Genomic DNA, 19755 nt, shown 5'->3' with positions numbered 1-19755 from the left:
CTCAGACCCCCTCGGCATCGGCGAACGACGCCTGGTAGGCGGCGAACTGCGCTCGTTCCTCGTCGACGAGCGCGTGCCCGTCCGCGTACACATGCTCGAAGAGGGCGAAGTGGTCCGGGTCCGGCATGGTCCGGATCACTTCCCGCACCCGCTTCCCCAACGCCTCGCTCTCCGCCCCCAGTTCCTCGAAGAATCCCTCGTCCGTGTGGTGTGCGGACTCCAAGTGGCGGCGCAGGCGCAGGATCGGGTCCTTCGCCTCCCAGGCGGCCCGCTCGTCGTCGTGGCGGTAGCGGGTCGGGTCGTCGTTGGTGGTGTGGGCGCCCATCCGGTAGGTGTACGCCTCGACCAGCGTCGGGCCCTCGCCGTTGCGGGCGCGCTCCAGCGCCCACCGGGTCACCGCGAGGGTGGCGAGCACGTCGTTGCCGTCGACGCGGACGCCGGGGAAGCCGTAGCCCTGCGCGCGCTGGTAGAGCGGGACGCGGGTCTGCTTCTCGGTCGGCTCGGAGATCGCCCACTGGTTGTTCTGGCAGAAGAACACCACGGGCGCGTTGTAGACCGCGGAGAAGGTGAAGGACTCCGCGACATCGCCCTGGCTGCTGGCGCCGTCGCCGAAGTAGGCGATGACGGCGGAGTCGGCGCCGTCCATGGCGACGCCCATCGCGTAGCCGGTGGCGTGCAGGGTCTGGGAGCCGATGACGATGGTGTAGAGGTGGAAGTTGTTGGTCGTCGGGTCCCAGCCGCCGTTGTTGACGCCGCGGAACATGCCCAGCAGGTTGGTCGGGTCGACGCCGCGACACCAGGCGACCCCGTGCTCGCGGTAGGTCGGGAAGACGTAGTCGTCGTCGCGCAGAGCCCGGCCCGAGCCGATCTGGGCGGCCTCCTGGCCGAGCAGCGACGCCCACAGGCCCAGTTCGCCCTGGCGCTGGAGGGTGGTGGCCTCGGCGTCGAAGCGGCGGGTGAGCACCATGTCGCGGTAGAGACCGCGCAGTTCCTCGGGGGTGATACCGGCGACGTACTTGTCGTACTCGGCGTTCTTGACGCGCTTGCCCTGCGGGGTCAGCAGTTGCACCAGCTCGGGCTCGGTCCCCGGTGACGTCCGGGTCGATCGCTTACCGGCCGTGCTCCTGGTACCGGCGCTGCGGCGCGGCTTGCGCGGGGCAGTGCTCTCCACGGTCACGTGTGCTCCTCCGTCGGTCCGGCATCCCGGGTTCGCCGGGTGCTGGGATCCCCCTGCTCGTTCCGGAGACAGGGGGAGCGGCTCGCCTTTTCCGTCGGCGCGCACGGGGTGGGTGCGATCCGGCCGGAAAGAGGCGTGACAGGTGCCCCGGCGAGGCCCTGCAACAATCACGTTACCCAGAGCGCCACATTTCTGTGAAACCCCGCCTGACCTGGGATTTTGCTTGGATCTCCAAGTAAATCGGGAAAGCGGGAACAGCTCCAGGTCACAGCCTTGCAGGGGGCCGGAACAATGGCACGTTATCCCGGGCACCCCGGGCACGGGAAGGGTTTGTATGTGACACTGACCGCGTGCGCGAAGAGGGAAAAATCCGGGTATTTCTGCTTGACGATCACGAGGTGGTCCGCAGGGGCGTGCATGAGCTGCTCGCGGCGGAGCCGGACATCGAGGTGGTCGGGGAGGCCGGTACGGCCGCCGAGGCGCTCGCCCGGATCCCGGCCGCCCGGCCCGATGTGGCGGTCCTGGACGTACGGCTCCCGGACGGCAGCGGTGTCGAGGTCTGCCGCGAGATCCGCTCCGACGACGACTCCGTGCGCTGTCTGATGCTCACCTCCTACTCCGACGACGAGGCGCTCTTCGACGCCATCGTGGCGGGCGCCTCCGGCTATGTCCTGAAGGCCATCCGGGGCGTCGAGCTGCTCACCGCCGTGCGGGACGTGGCCGCCGGGAGGTCGCTGCTGGACCCGGTCGCCACCGCGCGGGTCCTCGAACGGTTGCGCGACGGCGGCACCGCCAAGGGGGACGAGCGGCTCGCCCGGCTCAGCGACCAGGAACGCAGGATCCTCGATCTGATCGGGGAGGGGCTCACCAATCGCCAGATCGGTGAACGGCTCCATCTCGCCGAGAAAACGATCAAGAATTATGTGTCCGGTCTGCTCTCCAAACTCGGAATGCAACGGCGTTCCCAGGCGGCGGCCTATGTGGCCCGAATGCAGGCGGAACAGCACTGACGCAGGACGCATTCCGTGAGCGCGCGGCACCGATGCGGATGCGATTCTCGGGACTTACGTCCTGGTCCCCCGGGGTCGGCGGCCCCTACCTCGGCCCGTCCCGCTCGCGCACAGTGGTCGTATGCCCACCGACGAAGCGCCGGCCGACCTGTCCCTCGCCACCGCCCTCCTCGGCCGTGTCGACTACGGCCGGGTCGCGGCGAGCATGCGCGCGCTGCCCTTCCTGGCGCCCGCGCGGCACATCGTGAGCGACGGCGGGGTGCTGCTGCGGATGCACCGGCACTCCGGCTACCAGCAGGCGTGTGTGGGGCACGTCGTCGCCTACGGCACCGACAACATGAGCCTCGTACGGCCCGGCAGCCCCGGTGGGCAGTGGTCCGTGCAGGTCGTCGGCGAGTGCGCGGCGGCCGAGCCGACCGCCGCCGAACTCACCCGCCTCGGGCCCGCCCCCCGGCTGGTCGACGGGCGCCCGTTCGCCCCGGTCTATCTACGGGTGAGCCCCCGGTTCGCCACGGTCCACTCCATGGACGACGGCTCCTCCGACGACTGCTCTGACGATCGCTCTGGCTACGGCTCTGACGGCGGCTCTGGCTACGGCTCTGACGGCGAGCGGTTCGGGGGCTGTTCGGGGGGCCGTGGGGCGCGCGGGACGCACGGGACGCGCGGGAACGGCTGAGGCCGGCCGGACCGGACTGCGGACCTGCCGGACCCGCTCAGCCCAGTACGGGGTCGAGAGTCCCCGGCTCGCCCGTCCCCGTGTCCGTCGGCTCCGTGTCGGTCGGCTCCGTGTCCGTGGGCTCGGTGTCGGTCGGCTCCGTGTCGGTCGGCTCGGTGTCGGTCGGCTCCGTGTCCGTCGGCTCGTTCGTCGGCTGCTGCGACGGGGTGTTCGACGGCTGCTGGGACGGCGTGTAGTCCCAGTCGTCGTCCTGACCGGTGTCCTGGCCCGTGCCCGGGTCGGTCTGCTCCTCCGTCGCGTCGTCGCTCGGCGACTTGCTGGTCTTGTCCTTCTCCTGGGTCTTCGAGGTGGTCGGCGACTGCGTGGTGCCCGAGCCGCCGCCGCCCGCGCCGTCGTTGTTCATGGCCAGCGCCACCCCGGCCACGATCGCGATCACGGCGAGCGCCGCGAGTATCCACAGCTTGCCGGCGCCGCGGCCCTTGTTGCCGTGGCCCTCGAAGCCGCCGTCGTCCCCGTCGCCGTACTGCGGGATGATCGGCTGCGGGATCTGCGAGGTGCCCTGGCCGTCGCCCGGGTGCCCGAGGACCGCCGTGCCGGCCGTACCCATGGCAGGGGTGTGCCGGCCGTCGTGGGCCGCCACCGGGCCGGTGTTCCAGGTGCCGGTGTGGCCGCCCTGCTCGTACAGCATCTGCAGGCCGTACTGGATCAGACCGCGCATCTCCTCGGCGGTCTGGAAGCGGTCGTCGGGGTCCTTGGCGAGCGCGCGCATGGCGAGCCCGTCCAGCTCCGGCGGGGAGGCGTCGGAGACCTCCGACGGGGGCGTCGGGATGTCCTGGACGTGCTGGTAGACGACCGACAGCGGGGTCTCGCCGACGAACGGCGGGCGCAGCGCGAGCAGTTCGTACAGGAGACAGCCGGTCGCGTACAGGTCCGAGCGGTGGTCGACGGCCTTGCCGAGGGCCTGCTCGGGCGAGAGGTACTGGGGGGTGCCCATGACCATGCCGGTCTGGGTCATCGTCGTGGACGCCCCGTGCAGGGCGCGCGCGATACCGAAGTCCATCACCTTGACGGCGCCGTGGTCGGTGATGATGACATTGGCGGGTTTGATGTCCCGGTGCACGATGCCGTGCTGGTGCGAGTAGGCGAGCGCCTCCAGGACCCCGGAGACGATGATCAGGGCCTGCTCGGGCCCCGGCGCCTCGGCGTTGAGCAGCAGATCGCGGATGGTGCGGCCCTCGACCAGCTCCATCACGATGTACGGCACGCTCTGGCCGCCCACCAGGTCCTCGCCGGAGTCGTACACGGCGACGATCGCGTGGTGGTTGAGGCCGGCCACGGACTGGGCCTCGCGCGTGAAGCGGGCCTTGGACACCGGGTCCTCGGCGAGGTCGGAGCGGAGCAGCTTCACGGCGACGGTCCGCCCGAGACGGACGTCCTCGGCCGCGAACACCTCAGCCATACCGCCCCGGCCGAGTCGGTGGGTCAGCCGGTAGCGGCCGTCGCCGACCAGCCCACCGTTGCCCCACAGGTCCGGCGCGTCCGACATCCCGCCGCCGGCCGCCTCGGGGTCGGACGGGCCCTGAGCGCGCTGCTGTGCCATCAGTCCTCGCCGTCGTTTCTGCCCGCGGTGCGCGCGGTGTTGTCACGGTCTCCGTCGGCCACGCTACAGCCTCCGGGCCGGCCGCCGGTGCGTTCCAGGTCGCCCGGACCGGGGCCGGAGCCCCGCCGCGACACGCCCGTGTGCGTGGGGCGGTCGCCCGGCGCGGTGGCCGGTACTCGTCTGCGGCGGACCGGCCATGAAACCGTGCGGCCGTACCGTCGTGCAAATCCTGTGCACCAGCCGTACCGGCGCTGTAACGCTTGCACGACGCTTCCTTCGCGTACGGTCACGGATCGGGCACCGAGCTTGACGTGTCAGTGCCCTGGGGCAGACTTGGCCGGGAATAACACATTCGATCACCGGTGGATCGCGGTGGTAAGGCGACGCGGTGGCCGGTGTCACGGCGACCGCGGTCGCCCGTGCCGATGGGGGACGCAGAACGATGAGCCAGGACGGCGGACAGGGCCGGTACACGGGGCAGGCGCTCGCCGGTGGTCGTTATCAGCTGCGTGACTTGCTCGGCCAGGGCGGTATGGCCTCGGTGCATCTCGCGTACGACGCCGTGCTGGACCGGCAGGTCGCGGTCAAGACCCTCCACACCGACCTCGGGCGCGAACAGGCGTTCCGGGAACGGTTCCGCCGTGAGGCGCAGGCGGTGGCGAAGCTCACCCACACCAACATCGTCTCGGTGTTCGACACCGGCGAGGACGATCTGGACGGGATGACGACTCCGTACATCGTCATGGAGTACGTCGAGGGCCGTCCGCTCGGCTCCGTGCTGGAGGAGGACATCCAGCGGTTGGGCGCGATGCCCGTCGACAAGGCGCTGAAGGTCACCGCGGATGTGCTCGCGGCGCTGGAGATCAGCCACGAGATGGGGTTGGTCCACCGCGACATCAAGCCGGGCAATGTGATGGTGACCAAGCGCGGTGTGGTCAAGGTGATGGACTTCGGCATCGCGCGTGCCATGCAGTCCGGCGTCACGTCCATGACCCAGACGGGCATGGTCGTCGGCACCCCGCAATACCTGTCCCCGGAGCAGGCCCTCGGCCGCGGGGTGGACGCCCGCTCCGACCTCTACTCGGTCGGGATCATGCTCTTCCAGCTCGTCACCGGACGGCTGCCGTTCGAGGCGGACTCCCCGCTGGCGATCGCCTACGCGCATGTGCAGGAGGAGCCGGTCGGCGCCTCCTCCATCAACCGGGCGCTGCCGCCCGCCGTGGACGCGCTGATCACCCGCGCGCTGCGCAAGAACCCCAACGAACGTTTCCCGACCGCCGAGTCCATGCGCGACGAGTGCCTGCGGGTCGCCGCCTCCGTCCAGGCGACGCCGCCCAGCATCGTGCCGGGCACCGCCGGACAGAGCGGCGCGGGGGTCGGCTCCGCCGTGTTCCCGCCGGTCGACCAGGCCGCCCCGGCGCCGCAGGGCAACGTCCAGACGCCGTACCAGCCGCTGCCGCCGCACCACCCGTACGGCACGCCCGCGCCGTCCCCGGCGTACGGCTATCCGCAGCAGGACGCGTATCCGCAGCAGGGCGGCTATGCGACCCCGGCGGTGGCCGGGTACCCGCAGCAGCCCGGCGGCCCGTCGACCCCGCCGTACCACCTCGCCCCGCAGTCCACCCCGCCCGCGGGCGGGGGCGGGGGCGGAGGCGGCAAGGGCAACCGGCCGGTGATCATCGGCGCGACGCTCGTCGCGCTGCTGGCCGTCGGCGGTCTGGTCCTGGGCTTCGCGCTGCGCGGCGGCGGGGACAGCGGTGACGACGCGGGCGGCGACTCCAGCCCCAGCGCCTCCGCCGAGCAGAAGCCGGGCTACCGGCCCGCGGACACGTCGAAGACGATCGACTCCACGGAGTGCTCGGAGCCGGAGGAGTCCTACAACGACCCCAACAAGATCCGGATCCCGGACTTCCGGTACAAGCACATCGACTCGGTCAAGGAGTGCCTCCAGTCCGCGGGCTGGCAGCTCACCCTGGAGAAGGTCGACGAGAACACGTACGGCGAGGGCGCGGTCACCCGGCAGTACCCCGCGCCGGAGACGGACGTGGACCCGAAGGACATGCCGGAGTTCCAGCTCAGCGTGTCCACGGGGAACCCGCCGTCCTGACCATGCCCTTCCGCGAGCGGATCGGGATCTTCGGCGGGACGTGATGCGGGCCAGGGTTTCGGGACAGGACCGGGACATGAGAAAGGCCCGGTAGAAAGGCCCGGCGTCGTCGCCGGGCCTTTGGTGCGCGCGCACGCCGTACGGTCCGATGCGCGTCTCAGGGTCCAAGGTCCGCGACCTGCGATCCGGGACTCCGGGATCCGGGACTCCGGGATCCGGGACTCCGGGATCCGGGACTCCGGACCCGGGACTCCGGACCCGGGATCTGCGGTCTGCGGTCTGCGGCCTACAGGTAAGGGCCTCCGATACGGCCGCCCGCGCGGGGGTCCTCGCCCTCCGGGCTCGCCCCGGGCGGCAGCGCCCGGCGCATCTGCTCCAGCTGGGCCCGCGCCGCCATCTGCTGGGCGAAGAGCGTGGTCTGGATCCCGTGGAAGAGGCCCTCCAGCCACCCCACCAACTGGGCCTGCGCGATCCGCAGTTCCGCGTCGGACGGGGTGCCCTCGTCGGTGAAGGGCAGGGAGAGCCGCTCCAGTTCCTCGACCAGCTCCGGCGCCAGGCCGTCCTCCAGCTCCTTCACCGAGCTGGCGTGGATCTCCTTGAGCCGCGCCCGGCTCGCCTCGTCCAGAGGCGCCGCCCGGACCTCCTCCAACAGCTGCTTGATCATGCTGCCGATCCGCATGACCTTCGCAGGCTGCTCGACCTGCTCGGTGACCGGGATCTCGCGGGAGTCGTCGTCTCCGCCGCCGAGAGCCATGCCGTCCTGGCCCACGACCAGGATCCGCTGGGCGTTCTCCGGCGACCGTTCGTTCCTCGGCATCTCCATGCCGTCATTGTCTCGCACCCCTCCACCTCATCACCGTGGCGCCCCCTTCGGCGAGTGATCCACGGCATCGGTCCGCATCCGTCGCCTGGACGCCGCCGAAATGCTGGGGTGCGTCCTGGATGTGACGCTTGTCGAGTGACGCGTTCCAGGCCGTCCCCACTGCCCGGGCCGTCCGGCTCCGCGCCGTACTCCCGGGTACGGACCGGGCTCGGGACGGTGACACTGTGCGCCGGACTGATCCTGGGAGCCGCCTACGACACCCAGGCCGCCGAGCACGCCCCGGTGCCGACGCCGGCCGCCGAGCACGCCCCGGTGCCGACGCCGGCCGCCCACCGCGCCCCCGAGTCGGCGCCGGCCACGAGGTACACCCCCCAGCTCGCGGCAGCCGCCAATCGGGCGCCCGGGCCGGTTGACGAGCCCAGTCGGGCGGGGAGTGGGGCCGGGCAGGGGCGGGAGCGGCCGGGGCGGGGCGGGGAGCCGCCCGCGAAGGCGACGCCGGGGGAGCGGGACGACGGCGGAGTCCCCCCGGTGCCGGACGGCACGCAGTCCGGTGCGCCGCCGTACCGGGACGACTCCGCGCCGGACAACGCGGGCGCCCCCGACGTCGGCGGCACCGAACGACCGACCGAACCCGCCCTGCGGATCCTGCCGCTGGGCAGCGGACTGATACTGATCGGCTTCGGGCTCGGCCTCGCCTTCCTGGGCCTGCGACTGCGCCGCGGCTGAGCCCGGCACCCGGGACGATCCGGGCTCGGCCTCGCCGTCCTGGGCCTGCGGCTGCGCGCCGCGGCTGAGCCCGGCACCCGGGACGGTCCGGATCGGCCCTAGACGACCAGCAGCACCTTGCCCACGTGGCCGCTCTCCTCAAGGACACGGTGGGCCGCCGCCGCCTCGCTCATGGGCAGCTCACGGTCCACGACCGGGCGGACCTGGCCCGTCGCGAACAGCGGCCACACATGTTCCCGTACGGCCGCCACGATCGCCGCCTTCTCGCCCAGCGGACGCGCACGCAGCGAGGTCGCGCTGATCGCGGCGCGCTTGCCGAGGAGCGCCGCGAGGTTCAGGTCGCCCTTGGCGCCGCCCTGGAGACCGATGATCGCGAGGCGGCCGTTGACGGCGAGGGTCTGGACGTTGCGGTCCAGGTATTTCGCGCCCATGTTGTCGAGGATGACATCCGCGCCCGCGCCCCCGGTGGCCCGGCGGACCTCCTCCACGAAGTCCTGCTCGCGGTAGTTGACCAGGATGTCGGCGCCCAGCGCGGCACAGCGCTCCAGCTTCTCCGCGCTGCCCGCGGTGACGGCGACCTTGGCACCGACGGCCTTGCCGAGCTGGATGGCCATGGTGCCGATGCCGCTGGAGCCGCCGTGCACCAGCAGGGTCTCGCCGGGCCGCAGATGGGCGACCATGAAGACGTTGGACCAGACCGTGCAGGTCACCTCGGGGAGCGCGGCGGCCTCGGTGAGGGAGACGCCCCGGGGTACCGGCAGCAGCTGACCGGCCGGTACGGCGACCTTCTCGGCGTAGCCGCCGCCCGCGAGCAGCGCGCACACCTCGTCGCCGACGGCCCAGCCGGAGGCCCCGGGGCCCAGCGCCGAGATCCGGCCGGAGCACTCCAGGCCGGGGTGGGGGGAGGCGCCGGGCGGCGGATTGTAGAAACCCTGGCGTTGCAGGAGGTCGGCGCGGTTGACGGCACCGGCCACCACGTCGACCAACACCTCGCCCTCGCCGGGCACCGGATCGGAGACCTCGTCCCACACGAGCGCCTCGGGCCCACCGGGTTCGGAAATCGTGATCGCATGCATGGGAGCGACGCTACTGCGCGCACGGGGCGTTGCCCCACCCACAGGACCGCTCTTCCTACGTCCGTGGTCCCACCCGTTCCGTCTCAGGTCCCGTCCCGTACTCCTTTGGTCGGGTCCCACAAGAAAAGTCTGTGCGGACCGATGAGTCTGCGCCACCGTAAAGGTCTCCCCATGCGTACCTCATGTACGCGGAAGGACCTCCGGAAGGACAACCCAGCATGAGCCAGCAGACCTCCGGCCTGGCCATCGAGACCGCGGGCCTGGTGAAGACGTTCGGCGAGACCAGGGCCGTGGACGGCGTCGACCTGGCGGTGCCCACCGGCACCGTCTACGGCGTTCTCGGGCCCAACGGCGCCGGAAAGACCACCACGGTGAAAATGCTCGCGACCCTGCTCAGACCGGACGGCGGCACGGCGCATGTCTTCGGCCACGACGTCGTCCGGGAGGCCGACGCCGTACGGGCGCGGGTGAGCCTCACCGGACAGTACGCGTCCGTGGACGAGGACCTCACCGGCACCGAGAACCTGGTGCTGCTCGGCCGTCTCCTCGGCCACGGCAAGAAGGCGGCCCAGGCGCGCGCGGGACAGCTCCTCGAAGCCTTCGGGCTGACCGAGGCCGCCGCCCGCCAGGTCAAGAACTACTCGGGCGGTATGCGCCGCCGGATCGACATCGCCGCCTCCATCCTCAACACGCCCGATCTGCTCTTCCTCGACGAGCCGACCACCGGGCTCGACCCGCGCAGCCGCAACCAGGTGTGGGACATCGTCCGGGCGGTGGTCGCGCACGGAACGACGGTGCTGCTGACCACGCAGTATCTGGACGAGGCCGACCAACTGGCGTCCCGGATCGCGGTGATCGACCGCGGCAAGGTGATCGCCGAGGGCACGAAGGGCGAGCTGAAGGCGTCCGTGGGGGCCGGCTCGGTCCATCTGCGGCTGCGGGACGCGGCCCAGCGGCCCGAGGCGGAGCAGGTGCTGCGGGCGGCGCTGGACGCCGAGGTGCAGCTCGAACCCGACCCCGTCGCGCTGACGGCCCGGGTCAGCAGTGCGACGGGCGGGCAGGACGCGGCCGACCGGGCGGCGCGGGCCCTGGGCGAACTGGCCCGCAGCGGTATCACCGTCGACAACTTCTCGCTGGGCCAGCCCAGCCTGGACGAGGTGTTCCTGGCGCTGACCGGGCACGACACCAAGAGCCACGGGCACGACGCCGACTCCCCCACGGACGACATGACGCAGATCTCGAAGACGGACAGCGAGGTGGCGGCATGAGCACCGCGACGACCACGGACACCAAGGACCTCGCCCCGGTCAGCGCGGACACGCTCGCCGAACTGCTGGTCGCCGAGGAACGACCACCGCGGCCCAGCGCCTGGTCGGCGTCGCTGACGTTCGGCTGGCGGGCGATCCTGAAGATCAAGCACGTACCCGAGCAGCTCTTCGACGTCACCGCCTTCCCGATCATGATGGTGCTGATGTACACGTACCTGTTCGGCGGGGCGCTGGCCGGTTCGCCGAAGGAGTACATCCAGTTCCTGCTCCCCGGCATCCTGGTGATGTCGGTGGTGATGATCACGATGTACACGGGGGTCTCGGTCAACACCGACATCGAGAAGGGGGTCTTCGACCGGTTCCGCAGTCTGCCGATCTGGCGGCCGTCGGTGATGGTCGGCTATCTGCTCGGCGACGCCCTGCGCTACACCATCGCGTCGATCGTGATGCTGACCGTCGGCATCATCCTGGGCTACCGCCCGGACGGCGGGGTCGTCGGAGTCCTCGCCGGGATCGCGCTGCTGATCGTCTTCTCGTTCGCGTTCTCGTGGGTCTGGACGATGTTCGGCCTCATGCTGCGCAGCGAGAAGTCCGTGATGGGCGTCAGCATGATGGTGATATTCCCGTTGACGTTCCTGTCCAATGTCTTCGTCGACCCGAAGACCATGCCGGGCTGGCTCCAGGCGTTCGTCAACAACAGCCCCGTCACGCATGTGGCCTCGGGGGTGCGCGGACTGATGGCGGGTGACTGGCCCGCGGCCGAGGTCGCCTGGTCGCTGGGATGGGCGGCGGCGCTGATCCTGGTCTTCGGACCGATCACGATGCGGCTGTACAACCGGAAGTAACCGGCGAAGGACCGATCCCACCGGCAGGCTTCAGGGCCGCCGTTCGGGCCCCTGGGTCATCCACCCGGGGGCCTCGTCCGTGGTCGGCTCGACCCGCACGATGGTGATGACCCGGTCCGTCAGCTCCAGCGGTCCGACCGCCTCGTCGTCGTAGGCGAGGATCCGGTGACCGCGTACGACGCTGACGACCAGGTCGTCGATCTCACGGGGCTTCCTGCCGGTCTCGGCACGGGTGACCGGGCGTTCCACGATGTCCAGGCCGCTGCCCTGGCGCATCAGGTCCTCCATGACCAGCCCGGCGGACGGGCTCAGCACGGACAGGCCCAGCAGCCGCCCCGCCGCGCCCGCGCTGGTGATCACCTCGTCCGCGCCGGAGTGCTTCAGCAGCGGCGCGTTCTCCTCCTCACGGACCGAGGCGACGATCTTGGCGTTCGGGTTGAGCTGCCGGGCGGTCAGGGTGACCAGCACCGCCGTGTCGTCCTGCTGCGGGGCCACGATGATCTTCCCCGCCCGCTGCACCTCGGCCCGCCGCAGCACCGCGCTGCGCGTCGCGTCCCCGGCCACCCCCTCGTACCCCTCGGCCTGCGCCGCCGCGATCGCCTTGGTGCTGGGGTCGATGACCACCACCTGGTCCTTGCGCACCCCGGCCGCGCACACGGCCCGGATCGCGGACCGGCCCTTGGTGCCGAAGCCGACGACTACCACGTGATCACGCAAGAGAACCCTCCGAGTCCCACCGCCGCCGTCGCGTCAGGTGCTGCCCTCGAACCTAACGCCCCGCCGGTCCACCGCCGCGCGCCGCCGTCCGGAGCGTGAGGTAGCGTCCAGCACCATGGTGCCGACCGGAACGATCACCATCACAGGGGGCACACCATGAAGGCGGACGAGCGACCACCCACCCGCGGCTCGCGGGTCTCCATTGTCCGCTCCCTCTGGTACCGCTCGCGCATCGAGGCCCGTGACGACGCCGAGGCCGGCCGCTCCATCTCCATGCCCACGCTGAGCACCAGCCCCCCGCTGCTCCAGGTGCTGCGCAGGCTGGCGCTGGCGATGCTGGTGCTGGGCGTGACCGTGATGATCGTCTACCTCGACGCCGACGGCTACACCGACAACTCCGACGGCAAGGTCGACCTCCTCGACGCCGCCTACTACGCCACCGTCACACTCTCCACCACCGGCTACGGCGACATCACCCCGGTCAGCGACGCGGCCCGGCTCACCAACATCTTCGTGATCACCCCGCTGCGGGTGATGTTCCTGATCATCCTGGTCGGCACCACCCTGGAGGTGCTCGCCGAGCGCACCCGCCAACAGGTCCGCATCCACCGCTGGCGTGCCCGCACCCGTGACCATGTCGTGGTGATCGGCTACGGCACCAAGGGCCGCCACGCGATCCAGACCCTGACCGGCCAGGGCATCGGCCGGGACCAGATCGTCGTCGTGGACGCCCAGCGCAAGGCGACCGGGGCCGCCGCGGACGACGGCCTGGTCTCCGTCACCGGCGACGCCACCCGCACCGACACCCTGCGCAAGGCCGAGGTGCAGACGGCGGCCCAGGTGATCGTGGCCCCGCAGCGTGACGAGACGGCCACCCTCATCACCCTCACGGCCCGCCAGCTCAACAAGCGCGCCACCATCGTCGTCGCCGTCCGCGAGGACGAGAACGTCCCGCTGCTCCAGCAGAGCGGCGCCGACACCGTGGTCACCAGCTCCAGCTCGGCCGGACGGCTGCTCGGCGTCTCGATGATCAGCCCGTCCGTGGCCCGGCTCCTGGAGGATCTGATGACCCTCGGCAGCGGACTCGACCTCATCGAACGGACCGTGCGCGAGGACGAGATCGGCCTCTCCCCGCGCGACTGCTCCGACCTGGTGGTGGCCGCCGTACGCGGCAAGCAGGTGCTCGACTACACCGACAGCCGTCTGTCCCGGCTCCAGCCCGGGGACCATGTGATCACGGTGAGCCGGGCGACCCCTACGCCGGAGTAGACACCGGTGTCTCCACGAGATCGGGTGGGGCGGTCACGGGATCGGGTGCGGCAGTCACGGGATCGGGTGGGGCGGTCACGGAATCGGGTGCGGCGGTCACAGGATCAGGTGGGGCGGTCACGGAATCGGGTGCGGCGGGCTCAAGGTTTCACGTGAAACACGCCGCGATCCCCGCGCTCGCCCACGGCAGATCCAGCAACTCCGTCTCCTGCCCCCGCGCCGCGCCGCCCGGCGGTACGACCGCCAGCGCGTCGGCCGCCGCGATCCCGCGCAGCATCGCCGGACCGTGGTAACGCACCGGCACCGCCCGTTCCCCGCGCAGCACCACGGGCACGAGCCGGGTGTCGTACGGATGCCCCGGTACGGCGTCCTGGAGCGGCAGGCTGTACGGCTCGGGCGCCGGACGGGCCGCCAGGGTGCGCAGCAACGGCTCGGCGAGCGTGAGCAGCCCGGAGACGGCGGCGAGCGGGTTGCCGGGCAGCCCCACCAGATACTGGCCGCGCCGGACCCGGGCCAGCAGCATCGGGTGACCCGGCCGCACCTTCACCCCGTCGATCAGCGACTTGGCGCCGATCCGCTCCAGGGTGGGGTGGACATGGTCGACCGGGCCCGAGGCCGTGCCGCCGGTCGTGACGATCAGATCGGCCTCACAGGTGGTGATCGCCTCGTGCAGGGCCTCGGCGTCGTCCCGGAGCCGGCGCACGGCGGTGACCTCGGCGCCCAGCGCCCGCAGCCAGGGCGGCAGCAGCGGGCCGAGGGCGTCGCGGATCAGCCCGTCGTGCGGCAGGCCCTCGGTGAGCAGTTCGTCGCCGAGCACCAGCACCTCGGTACGGGGGCGGGGGATGGCGGTGAGGGTGTCGTACCCGGCCGCCGCCGCGAGGCCGAGGACCGCCGGGGTGACCAGGGTGCCGGGCGGCAGCAGTTGGTCGCCGGTGCGGCACTCCTGGCCGCGCCCGCGGATGTCCTGGCCGTGGCCGACCTCGCGCAGGGCGTGCAGCCGGTCCTTGCCGTCGGTCCTGCCGTGCTCGCTGCGGATCACGGCGGTGGTGTCGGCCGGGATCCGGCCGCCGGTCGCGATCCGTACGGCCTCCCCGTCGGCGAGCGGCTCGGCCCGCCCGTGCCCGGCCAGCACTCCCTGGTCACGGACGGTCCAAGGGCCGGGTCCGGCGACGGCCCAGCCGTCCATCGCGGAGGTGTCGAAGGAGGGCAGGTCGGTCAGCGCGTCCAGCGGGGCCGCCAGGACCAGGCCGAGGGCGGCGTCCAGAGGGGCGGCGACGGGCGCGCGGCGGGCGCCGGGGCGACGGGCCGCACGGGCGGCGGTCTCCCGGGCCTCGGGCCAGGGGATGGCGTGCTGGCGCTGGGCGGGCGGGGGATCCGCCCGGGGGGAGTCGCCGGTGTCGTTCACGAGAGCGAGCACCTCCTCGATGTCGAGGTCCCCCACGTCCCTGCCGCCGGGGCCGCCCTGAGCGGCGGGGGCGGTCATCCGGCGTCCGGCCCGGACTCGGCGGCACCCTGCTCCGGCGCGGCGTCCTGCTGCGGCGCGGCGTCCGGTCCGGGGTTCTCCTCGGCCCAGCGCAGGGCGAGGGCGGTGGCCTTGCGGGACGCCTCGGCGACCGCCTCGGGGCCGCCACCGGCCTGGGCGGCGGCGTACCCGATGAGGAACGTGGTCAGTGGCGCCGCCGGTCGTGCCACCCCGTGGGCGGCGTCCCGCGCCACATCGAGCAGACCGCGGAAGTCGACTTCGAGGTCGATACCGAGTTCGTCCTTGACTACGGTGATCCATTCGTCCAGCACGTGACCATGCTCCCTGATGCGTGCCCTGGCAGTGGCGATGTCGTCCCAGGTGTCGCAGTCGAAGGACGCGACGGGGTCGGCGAGACGGGTGAGATCCAGCGCGGCGACCAGCCGGCGCAGGGGGAGTCCGGTGAGCCCGCCGTGCTCCGCGGCGATCGTGTCGAGCGCGTGCCGCAACGGTTTCGCACGGTACGCGGCGACCAGCGGCTGGTCCCGGCCGTCGGGGTCGGTCAGCAGCACCCCGTCGTACGGACCGTCGTCCAGCGCGGCCAGCAGCCGTCCCACCGTGGACTCCTGAAGGAACGGCAGATCGGCGGAGAGTACGACGAGCCGCTCCGCCGAGGTGTCCCGCACCCCGGCGCCGAGCGCGGCGAGCGGACCGCCGCCCGGCGGGTCCTCCCGCGCCCAGGTCACCGGGCGGGCGGTGGGCCGGGCCCCGGCGACGACCACGGTGGTCCGGGCCCCGGCGCAGGCCCCGAGCACCCGGTCCAGCAGCGCCCGACCGCCGACCCGCACCGCCGGTTTGTCCACACCCCCGAGCCGCCGCGCCGCGCCCCCGGCGAGAACGACGGCGTCGTAGCCGACCCCGGACGCGCTGCCGGACGCGATCCCGGACACGGTGCCGGACTCGGCGTCGCATCCAGGCTCGGACTCGGGCTCGGACTCGGGCTCGGACTCGGAACGTTCCGGTGAGGTCACCCTCCGAGTATGCGGGCCATGGTGATCGCAGGGAACGGCCCGGCCCCCTCACCGGGGCCCGGTCCCGTCACAGCGTCCGCAGCAGCACCGCCGGCTGTTCCACGCAGTCCGCGAAATATCGCAGGAAGCCGCCCGCGGTGCCGCCGTCGCAGACCCGGTGGTCGAAGGTGAGCGAGAGCTGGACCACCTGGCGGACCGCCAGCTCGCCCTCGTGCACCCACGGCTTGGGGACGATCCGGCCGACGCCCAGCATCGCGGCCTCGGGGTGGTTGATGATCGGCGTGGAGCCGTCCACCCCGAACACCCCGTAGTTGTTCAACGTGAAGGTCCCGCCGGTCAGCTCACCCGGCGCGAGCCTGCCCGCGCGACCCGCCTCGGTCAGCCGCGCGAACTCGGCGGACAGCCCCTCCGCGTCCCGCGTGTGCGCGTCCCGCACGACCGGCACGACCAGCCCCCGGTCCGTCTGCGCGGCGAAGCCCAGATGCACCCGGTCCAGCCGCACGATCTCCTTGGCCGCCACGTCGACCGTGGAGTTCAGCTCGGGGAACTTGGCCAGCGCGGCGACACAGATCCGGGCCAGCACCGCGAGCACCGAGATCTTCGGTCCGTCCACGGCGTTCATCGCCGCGCGGGCCCGCATCAGCTCGGTGGCGTCCGCGTCCACCCAGCAGGTGGCGTCGGGTATCTCACGCCGGCTGCGCGAGAGCTTGTCGGCGACGGCGCCGCGGATGCCCTTGAGCGGGATCCGGGTCGCCCCCTCGGCCGCCGCCACCGGGGCGGGTTCGGGGACCGTCACCACGGACGGGGCCGTACGCCGTCGGGCCTGCGCGGCGCGGACCGCGTACTCCACGTCCGCCCGCAGGATCAGCCCGTCCGGACCGGAGCCGGTCATCTCCCGCAGATCCAGCCCGTGCTCACGCGCGAGCCGCCGGACCAGGGGGGAGATCACGGGGACGGGGCCCTCACCCCGGCCAAAGTCGTCGGAGTCCGCCGCGGGACCCGCCGCTCCCCCGGCCGGACCCGGCACGGCCGCCACGGTGGCCGGGGGCCGCACCCGGCGCCGCCGCGCGGGCGCCGCCGCGGTGCCGTACCCCACCAGGACGTTGCCGGAACCCTCAGCCGCCCCCGCACGCGCACCGTTCCGCACCTCAGCACCGGAGCCACCAGAGCCACCAGAGCCACCAGAAGACCCTGAAGCCCCTGAAGCCGCTGAAGCCCCGGAAGACCCTGAAGCCCTGGAAGACCCTGAAGCCGCTGAGGCCCCGGCCGTCACACCGGAATCACCCGCACCAGAGCCACCGCCCGCGCCCCCCGCATCCGAGGTACCCGCGCCCCCGCCGGAGTCCGCCCCCACCGCCACCGTCAGCAGTGGTGCGCCGACCGGCAGTTCCGTGCCCTCCTCGCCGAAGCGGGCCGTGACCACACCGCCGTAGGGGCAGGGGACCTCGACCATCGCCTTGGCCGTCTCGACCTCCACCACCGGCTGGTCGATGGCGACGACGTCGCCGACCTGCACCAGCCAGCGCACGATCTCCGCCTCGGTGAGCCCCTCACCGAGATCGGGGAGCTTGAACTCCAGCACCTGTGCCATCAGCCCTCGGCCTCCCACTGCAGACGCGCCACGGCGTCCAGGATGCGGTCGACGCCGGGCAGATGGTGCCGCTCCAGCATCGGCGGCGGATAGGGGATGTCGAACCCGGCCACCCGCAGCACCGGCGCCTCCAGATGGTGGAAGCAGCGCTCCGTGACCCGGGCCGCGATCTCCCCGCCCGGCCCCCCGAACCCGCCCGACTCATGCACGACGACCGCTCGCCCGGTCCGTCGTACGGAGGCGCAGACCGTCTCGTCGTCGAAGGGCACCAGCGTGCGCAGATCGACCACCTCCAGCTCCCACCCCTCCGCCCGGGCGGCCTCGGCGGCTTCGAGACAGACCGGCAGCGACGGGCCGTACGTGATGAGCGTGGCGCTCCGGCCGGAGCGCCGCACCACCGCGCGGCCTATCGGCTCAACGGACGGCGGCGCGTCCGGGTTCCAGGTGTCCTTCGCCCAGTACAGCCGCTTGGGCTCCAGGAAGACCACCGGGTCGTCGGAGGCGATGGCGGCGCGCAGCAGCCCGTAGGCGTCGGCGACGGTCGCGGGCGTGACCACGTGCAGGCCGGGGGTGGCCATGTAGTACGCCTCGGAGGAATCGCTGTGGTGCTCGACGCCGCCGATGCCGCCGCCGTAGGGGATGCGGACGGTGATCGGGAGGGGCTGCCGGCCGCGGGTGCGGTTGCGCATCTTGGCGACATGGCTGAGCAGTTGCTCGAAGGACGGGTAGGCGAACGCGTCGAACTGCATCTCCACGACCGGCCGCAGCCCGTACATCGCCATGCCGACGGCGGCGCCGAGGATGCCGGCCTCGGCGAGCGGGGTGTCGGTGACCCGGTCGTCGCCGAACTCCTCGGCCAGCCCGTCGGTGATCCGGAAGACCCCGCCCAGGGTGCCGACGTCCTCGCCCAGGACGTGCACGGCCGGGTCCTCGGCCAGCGCGTCGCGCAGCGCGCCCCGGAGGGCCTGCGCCATCGTCACCGGTTTCACCGCGACCGTGGTCATCAGCGCGTCCCTTCCTGATCCGAAGCCCCGCCCTGTGCCTGTCCCGCGCCCTCGTCGCGCTCGGCGTCGAGTTCCGCCCTCAGCAGGGCCTCCTGCTCCCGGAGCTGCGAGGTGGGCTCGGTGTACACGTGCGCGAACAGCTCCATGGGGTCGAGCACCGCGTCCGCGTTCATCCGCGCGCGCAGGTCCGTGGCGAGGGCCTCGGCGGCGTCGCGCGCGGCCGTCCGGCCGGCCTCGTCCAGCAGCCCGCGCGCCTCCATCTCCCGTTCCAGCAGCAGGATCGGGTCGTGGTCGCGCCAGGCGTCGATCTCGGCGTCGACCCGGTAGCGGGTCGCGTCGTCGGCGTTGGTGTGCGCGTCGATGCGGTACGTGATGGCCTCGACCAGCGTCGGGCCGCCGCCCTCGCGCGCGCGGCGTACGGCGTCGGCGAGGACCTCGTGGACGGCGACGGCGTCGTTGCCGTCGACCAGGCGGCCCGGCATGCCGTAGCCGACCGCCTTGTGGGCGAGGGACGGGGCGGCGGTCTGCTTGTCGAGCGGGACGGAGATGGCGAAGCCGTTGTTCTGGACGAGGAAGACGACCGGGGCCTGCCAGACGGCGGCGAAGTTCAGCGCCTCGTGGAAGTCGCCCTCGCTGGTGCCGCCGTCGCCGACCATGGCGAGGGCGACCACGTCGTCGCCCTTGAGGCGGGCGGCGTGCGCGAGCCCGACGGCGTGCGGGAGCTGGGTGGCGAGCGGGGTGCTCAGCGGGGCGACCCGGTGCTCGTGGGGGTCGTAGCCGGTGTGCCAGTCGCCGCGCAGCAGCGTGAGGGCCTGTACGGGGTCCACGCCGCGCGCGATGACAGCGAGAGTGTCGCGGTAGCTGGGGAAGAGCCAGTCGCGCTCTTCGAGCACCAGAGCGGCGGCGATCTCACTCGCCTCCTGGCCGGTGCTGGAGGGGTAGACGGCGAGGCGGCCCTGTTTGGTGAGGGCGGTCGCCTGCACGTTGTACCGCCGGCCGCGGACCAGCTCGGCGTGGAGCCTGCGCAGCAGGGCGGGGTCCGTGTCGGCGGCGGCCTCGGTGCCGAGGACGCGGTGGGGCTCCGGATCGGGCAGCAGCGGCGCGGGGTCCGTACGGGGCTGCCAGGCGGGCGGTGGGGCCGGCCGGTAGGCACCCCGCTGCTCCATGACCGTCATGACGGCACCTCCTGGGCGCGGCTCGGGAAGACGCGTCGGCAGTGAGGCGTCTCACCTACCGATTGTTCGGTAGTCGGCACATTTTGGCTACGGACGGCCCAAGGCTGTGGACAAACGGTTCTCCACAGCCTGTGATGGACGCAGGACGTCCACACCACGGAGGCGGGGGGACATGGCGCCTGAACAAATGGCCGACGG

The 19755-nt window shown here is 72.3% G+C and carries 16 protein-coding genes and 1 pseudogene; 7 read left to right on the top strand and 10 right to left on the bottom strand.

Annotated elements, in window-relative coordinates; genetic code table 11:
- Position 1: 1 nt before the first annotated feature.
- On the bottom strand, positions 2 to 1177 hold the full coding sequence (gene pdhA, locus ACIQNG_RS20515) for a pyruvate dehydrogenase (acetyl-transferring) E1 component subunit alpha (protein WP_401486659.1): 1176 nt from the start codon (positions 1175 to 1177) through the stop codon (positions 2 to 4).
- A gap of 350 nt (positions 1178 to 1527) precedes the next feature.
- On the opposite strand from pdhA, the gene ACIQNG_RS20510 reads away from it, so the two are divergent.
- Entirely contained in the window at positions 1528 to 2187 is a 660-nt protein-coding gene (locus ACIQNG_RS20510; RefSeq protein ID WP_401437661.1) for a response regulator, read from the top strand.
- Positions 2188 to 2308: 121 nt separating this feature from the next.
- Complete coding sequence (locus ACIQNG_RS20505) at positions 2309 to 2863, top strand: pyridoxamine 5'-phosphate oxidase family protein (RefSeq protein ID WP_401486657.1); 555 nt, start codon at positions 2309 to 2311, stop codon at positions 2861 to 2863.
- 37 nt (positions 2864 to 2900) lie between these two features.
- Here the strand turns inward: ACIQNG_RS20505 and ACIQNG_RS20500 are convergent, their stop codons facing one another.
- The gene (locus ACIQNG_RS20500) at positions 2901 to 4466 is read right to left on the bottom strand and encodes a protein kinase (RefSeq protein ID WP_401486766.1); all 1566 of its coding nucleotides are present in this window, start codon (positions 4464 to 4466) and stop codon (positions 2901 to 2903) included.
- 439 nt (positions 4467 to 4905) lie between these two features.
- On the opposite strand from ACIQNG_RS20500, the gene ACIQNG_RS20495 reads away from it, so the two are divergent.
- Positions 4906 to 6570 carry a protein kinase gene (locus ACIQNG_RS20495; protein ID WP_401486655.1) on the top strand — a complete coding sequence of 555 codons (1665 nt, stop codon included), beginning with the start codon at positions 4906 to 4908 and terminating at the stop codon, positions 6568 to 6570.
- Positions 6571 to 6856: 286 nt separating this feature from the next.
- On the opposite strand, the gene ACIQNG_RS20490 is transcribed toward ACIQNG_RS20495, so the two are convergent.
- Positions 6857 to 7393 (bottom strand): bacterial proteasome activator family protein, encoded by a 537-nt coding sequence (locus tag ACIQNG_RS20490; protein WP_401486653.1) that lies wholly within the window; start codon positions 7391 to 7393, stop codon positions 6857 to 6859.
- Positions 7394 to 7528: 135 nt separating this feature from the next.
- On the opposite strand from ACIQNG_RS20490, the gene ACIQNG_RS20485 reads away from it, so the two are divergent.
- Positions 7529 to 8119, top strand: coding sequence for a hypothetical protein (locus tag ACIQNG_RS20485; protein ID WP_401486651.1), 591 nt, complete (start codon positions 7529 to 7531; stop codon positions 8117 to 8119).
- Between the two features lie 98 nt (positions 8120 to 8217).
- On the opposite strand, the gene ACIQNG_RS20480 is transcribed toward ACIQNG_RS20485, so the two are convergent.
- Positions 8218 to 9195 carry an NAD(P)H-quinone oxidoreductase gene (locus ACIQNG_RS20480; protein ID WP_401437675.1) on the bottom strand — a complete coding sequence of 326 codons (978 nt, stop codon included), beginning with the start codon at positions 9193 to 9195 and terminating at the stop codon, positions 8218 to 8220.
- Positions 9196 to 9413: 218 nt separating this feature from the next.
- On the opposite strand from ACIQNG_RS20480, the gene ACIQNG_RS20475 reads away from it, so the two are divergent.
- Together ACIQNG_RS20475 and ACIQNG_RS20470 are read left to right on the top strand one after the other, a co-directional pair.
- Positions 9414 to 10463 (top strand): ATP-binding cassette domain-containing protein, encoded by a 1050-nt coding sequence (locus ACIQNG_RS20475; protein ID WP_401486649.1) that lies wholly within the window; start codon positions 9414 to 9416, stop codon positions 10461 to 10463.
- Positions 10460 to 11308, top strand: coding sequence for an ABC transporter permease (locus ACIQNG_RS20470; protein WP_401486647.1), 849 nt, complete (start codon positions 10460 to 10462; stop codon positions 11306 to 11308). Before ACIQNG_RS20475 ends, ACIQNG_RS20470 begins: the two co-directional genes overlap by 4 nt.
- Before the next feature lie 30 nt (positions 11309 to 11338).
- Here the strand turns inward: ACIQNG_RS20470 and ACIQNG_RS20465 are convergent.
- Positions 11339 to 12034 (bottom strand): annotated as a pseudogene (locus ACIQNG_RS20465) (potassium channel family protein); the annotation flags it as partial.
- Positions 12035 to 12181: 147 nt separating this feature from the next.
- Between ACIQNG_RS20465 and ACIQNG_RS20460 the strand changes: the two are divergent.
- Positions 12182 to 13294, top strand: a complete 1113-nt coding sequence (locus tag ACIQNG_RS20460; RefSeq protein ID WP_401437684.1) for a potassium channel family protein — start codon at positions 12182 to 12184, stop codon at positions 13292 to 13294.
- Positions 13295 to 13442: 148 nt separating this feature from the next.
- On the opposite strand, the gene ACIQNG_RS20455 is transcribed toward ACIQNG_RS20460, so the two are convergent.
- The 5 genes from ACIQNG_RS20455 to ACIQNG_RS20435 all read right to left on the bottom strand — a co-directional run bounded on the left by ACIQNG_RS20455 (position 13443) and on the right by ACIQNG_RS20435 (position 19557).
- Positions 13443 to 14777, bottom strand: coding sequence for a molybdopterin molybdotransferase MoeA (locus ACIQNG_RS20455; RefSeq protein WP_401486645.1), 1335 nt, complete (start codon positions 14775 to 14777; stop codon positions 13443 to 13445).
- On the bottom strand, positions 14774 to 15706 hold the full coding sequence (locus ACIQNG_RS20450) for an NTP transferase domain-containing protein (protein WP_401486764.1): 933 nt from the start codon (positions 15704 to 15706) through the stop codon (positions 14774 to 14776). The genes ACIQNG_RS20455 and ACIQNG_RS20450 overlap by 4 nt, the downstream gene beginning before the upstream one ends.
- 148 nt (positions 15707 to 15854) lie before the next feature.
- A complete protein-coding gene (locus tag ACIQNG_RS20445; protein ID WP_401486643.1) occupies positions 15855 to 17378 on the bottom strand; it encodes a dihydrolipoamide acetyltransferase family protein in 1524 nt (507 codons plus the stop codon).
- Entirely contained in the window at positions 17378 to 18382 is a 1005-nt protein-coding gene (locus ACIQNG_RS20440) for an alpha-ketoacid dehydrogenase subunit beta (protein ID WP_401437692.1), read from the bottom strand. The genes ACIQNG_RS20445 and ACIQNG_RS20440 overlap by 1 nt, the downstream gene beginning before the upstream one ends.
- Complete coding sequence (locus ACIQNG_RS20435) at positions 18382 to 19557, bottom strand: thiamine pyrophosphate-dependent dehydrogenase E1 component subunit alpha (RefSeq protein WP_401486641.1); 1176 nt, start codon at positions 19555 to 19557, stop codon at positions 18382 to 18384. Before ACIQNG_RS20435 ends, ACIQNG_RS20440 begins: the two co-directional genes overlap by 1 nt.
- Between the last annotated feature and the right edge of the window lie 198 nt (positions 19558 to 19755).

The organism is Streptomyces sp. NPDC091377 (genome assembly GCF_044757045.1).
Taxonomy (GTDB): domain Bacteria; phylum Actinomycetota; class Actinomycetes; order Streptomycetales; family Streptomycetaceae; genus Streptomyces.
The sequence above is the reverse complement of the archived record's forward strand: the minus strand, read 5'-3'. Positions and strand labels throughout refer to the sequence as shown.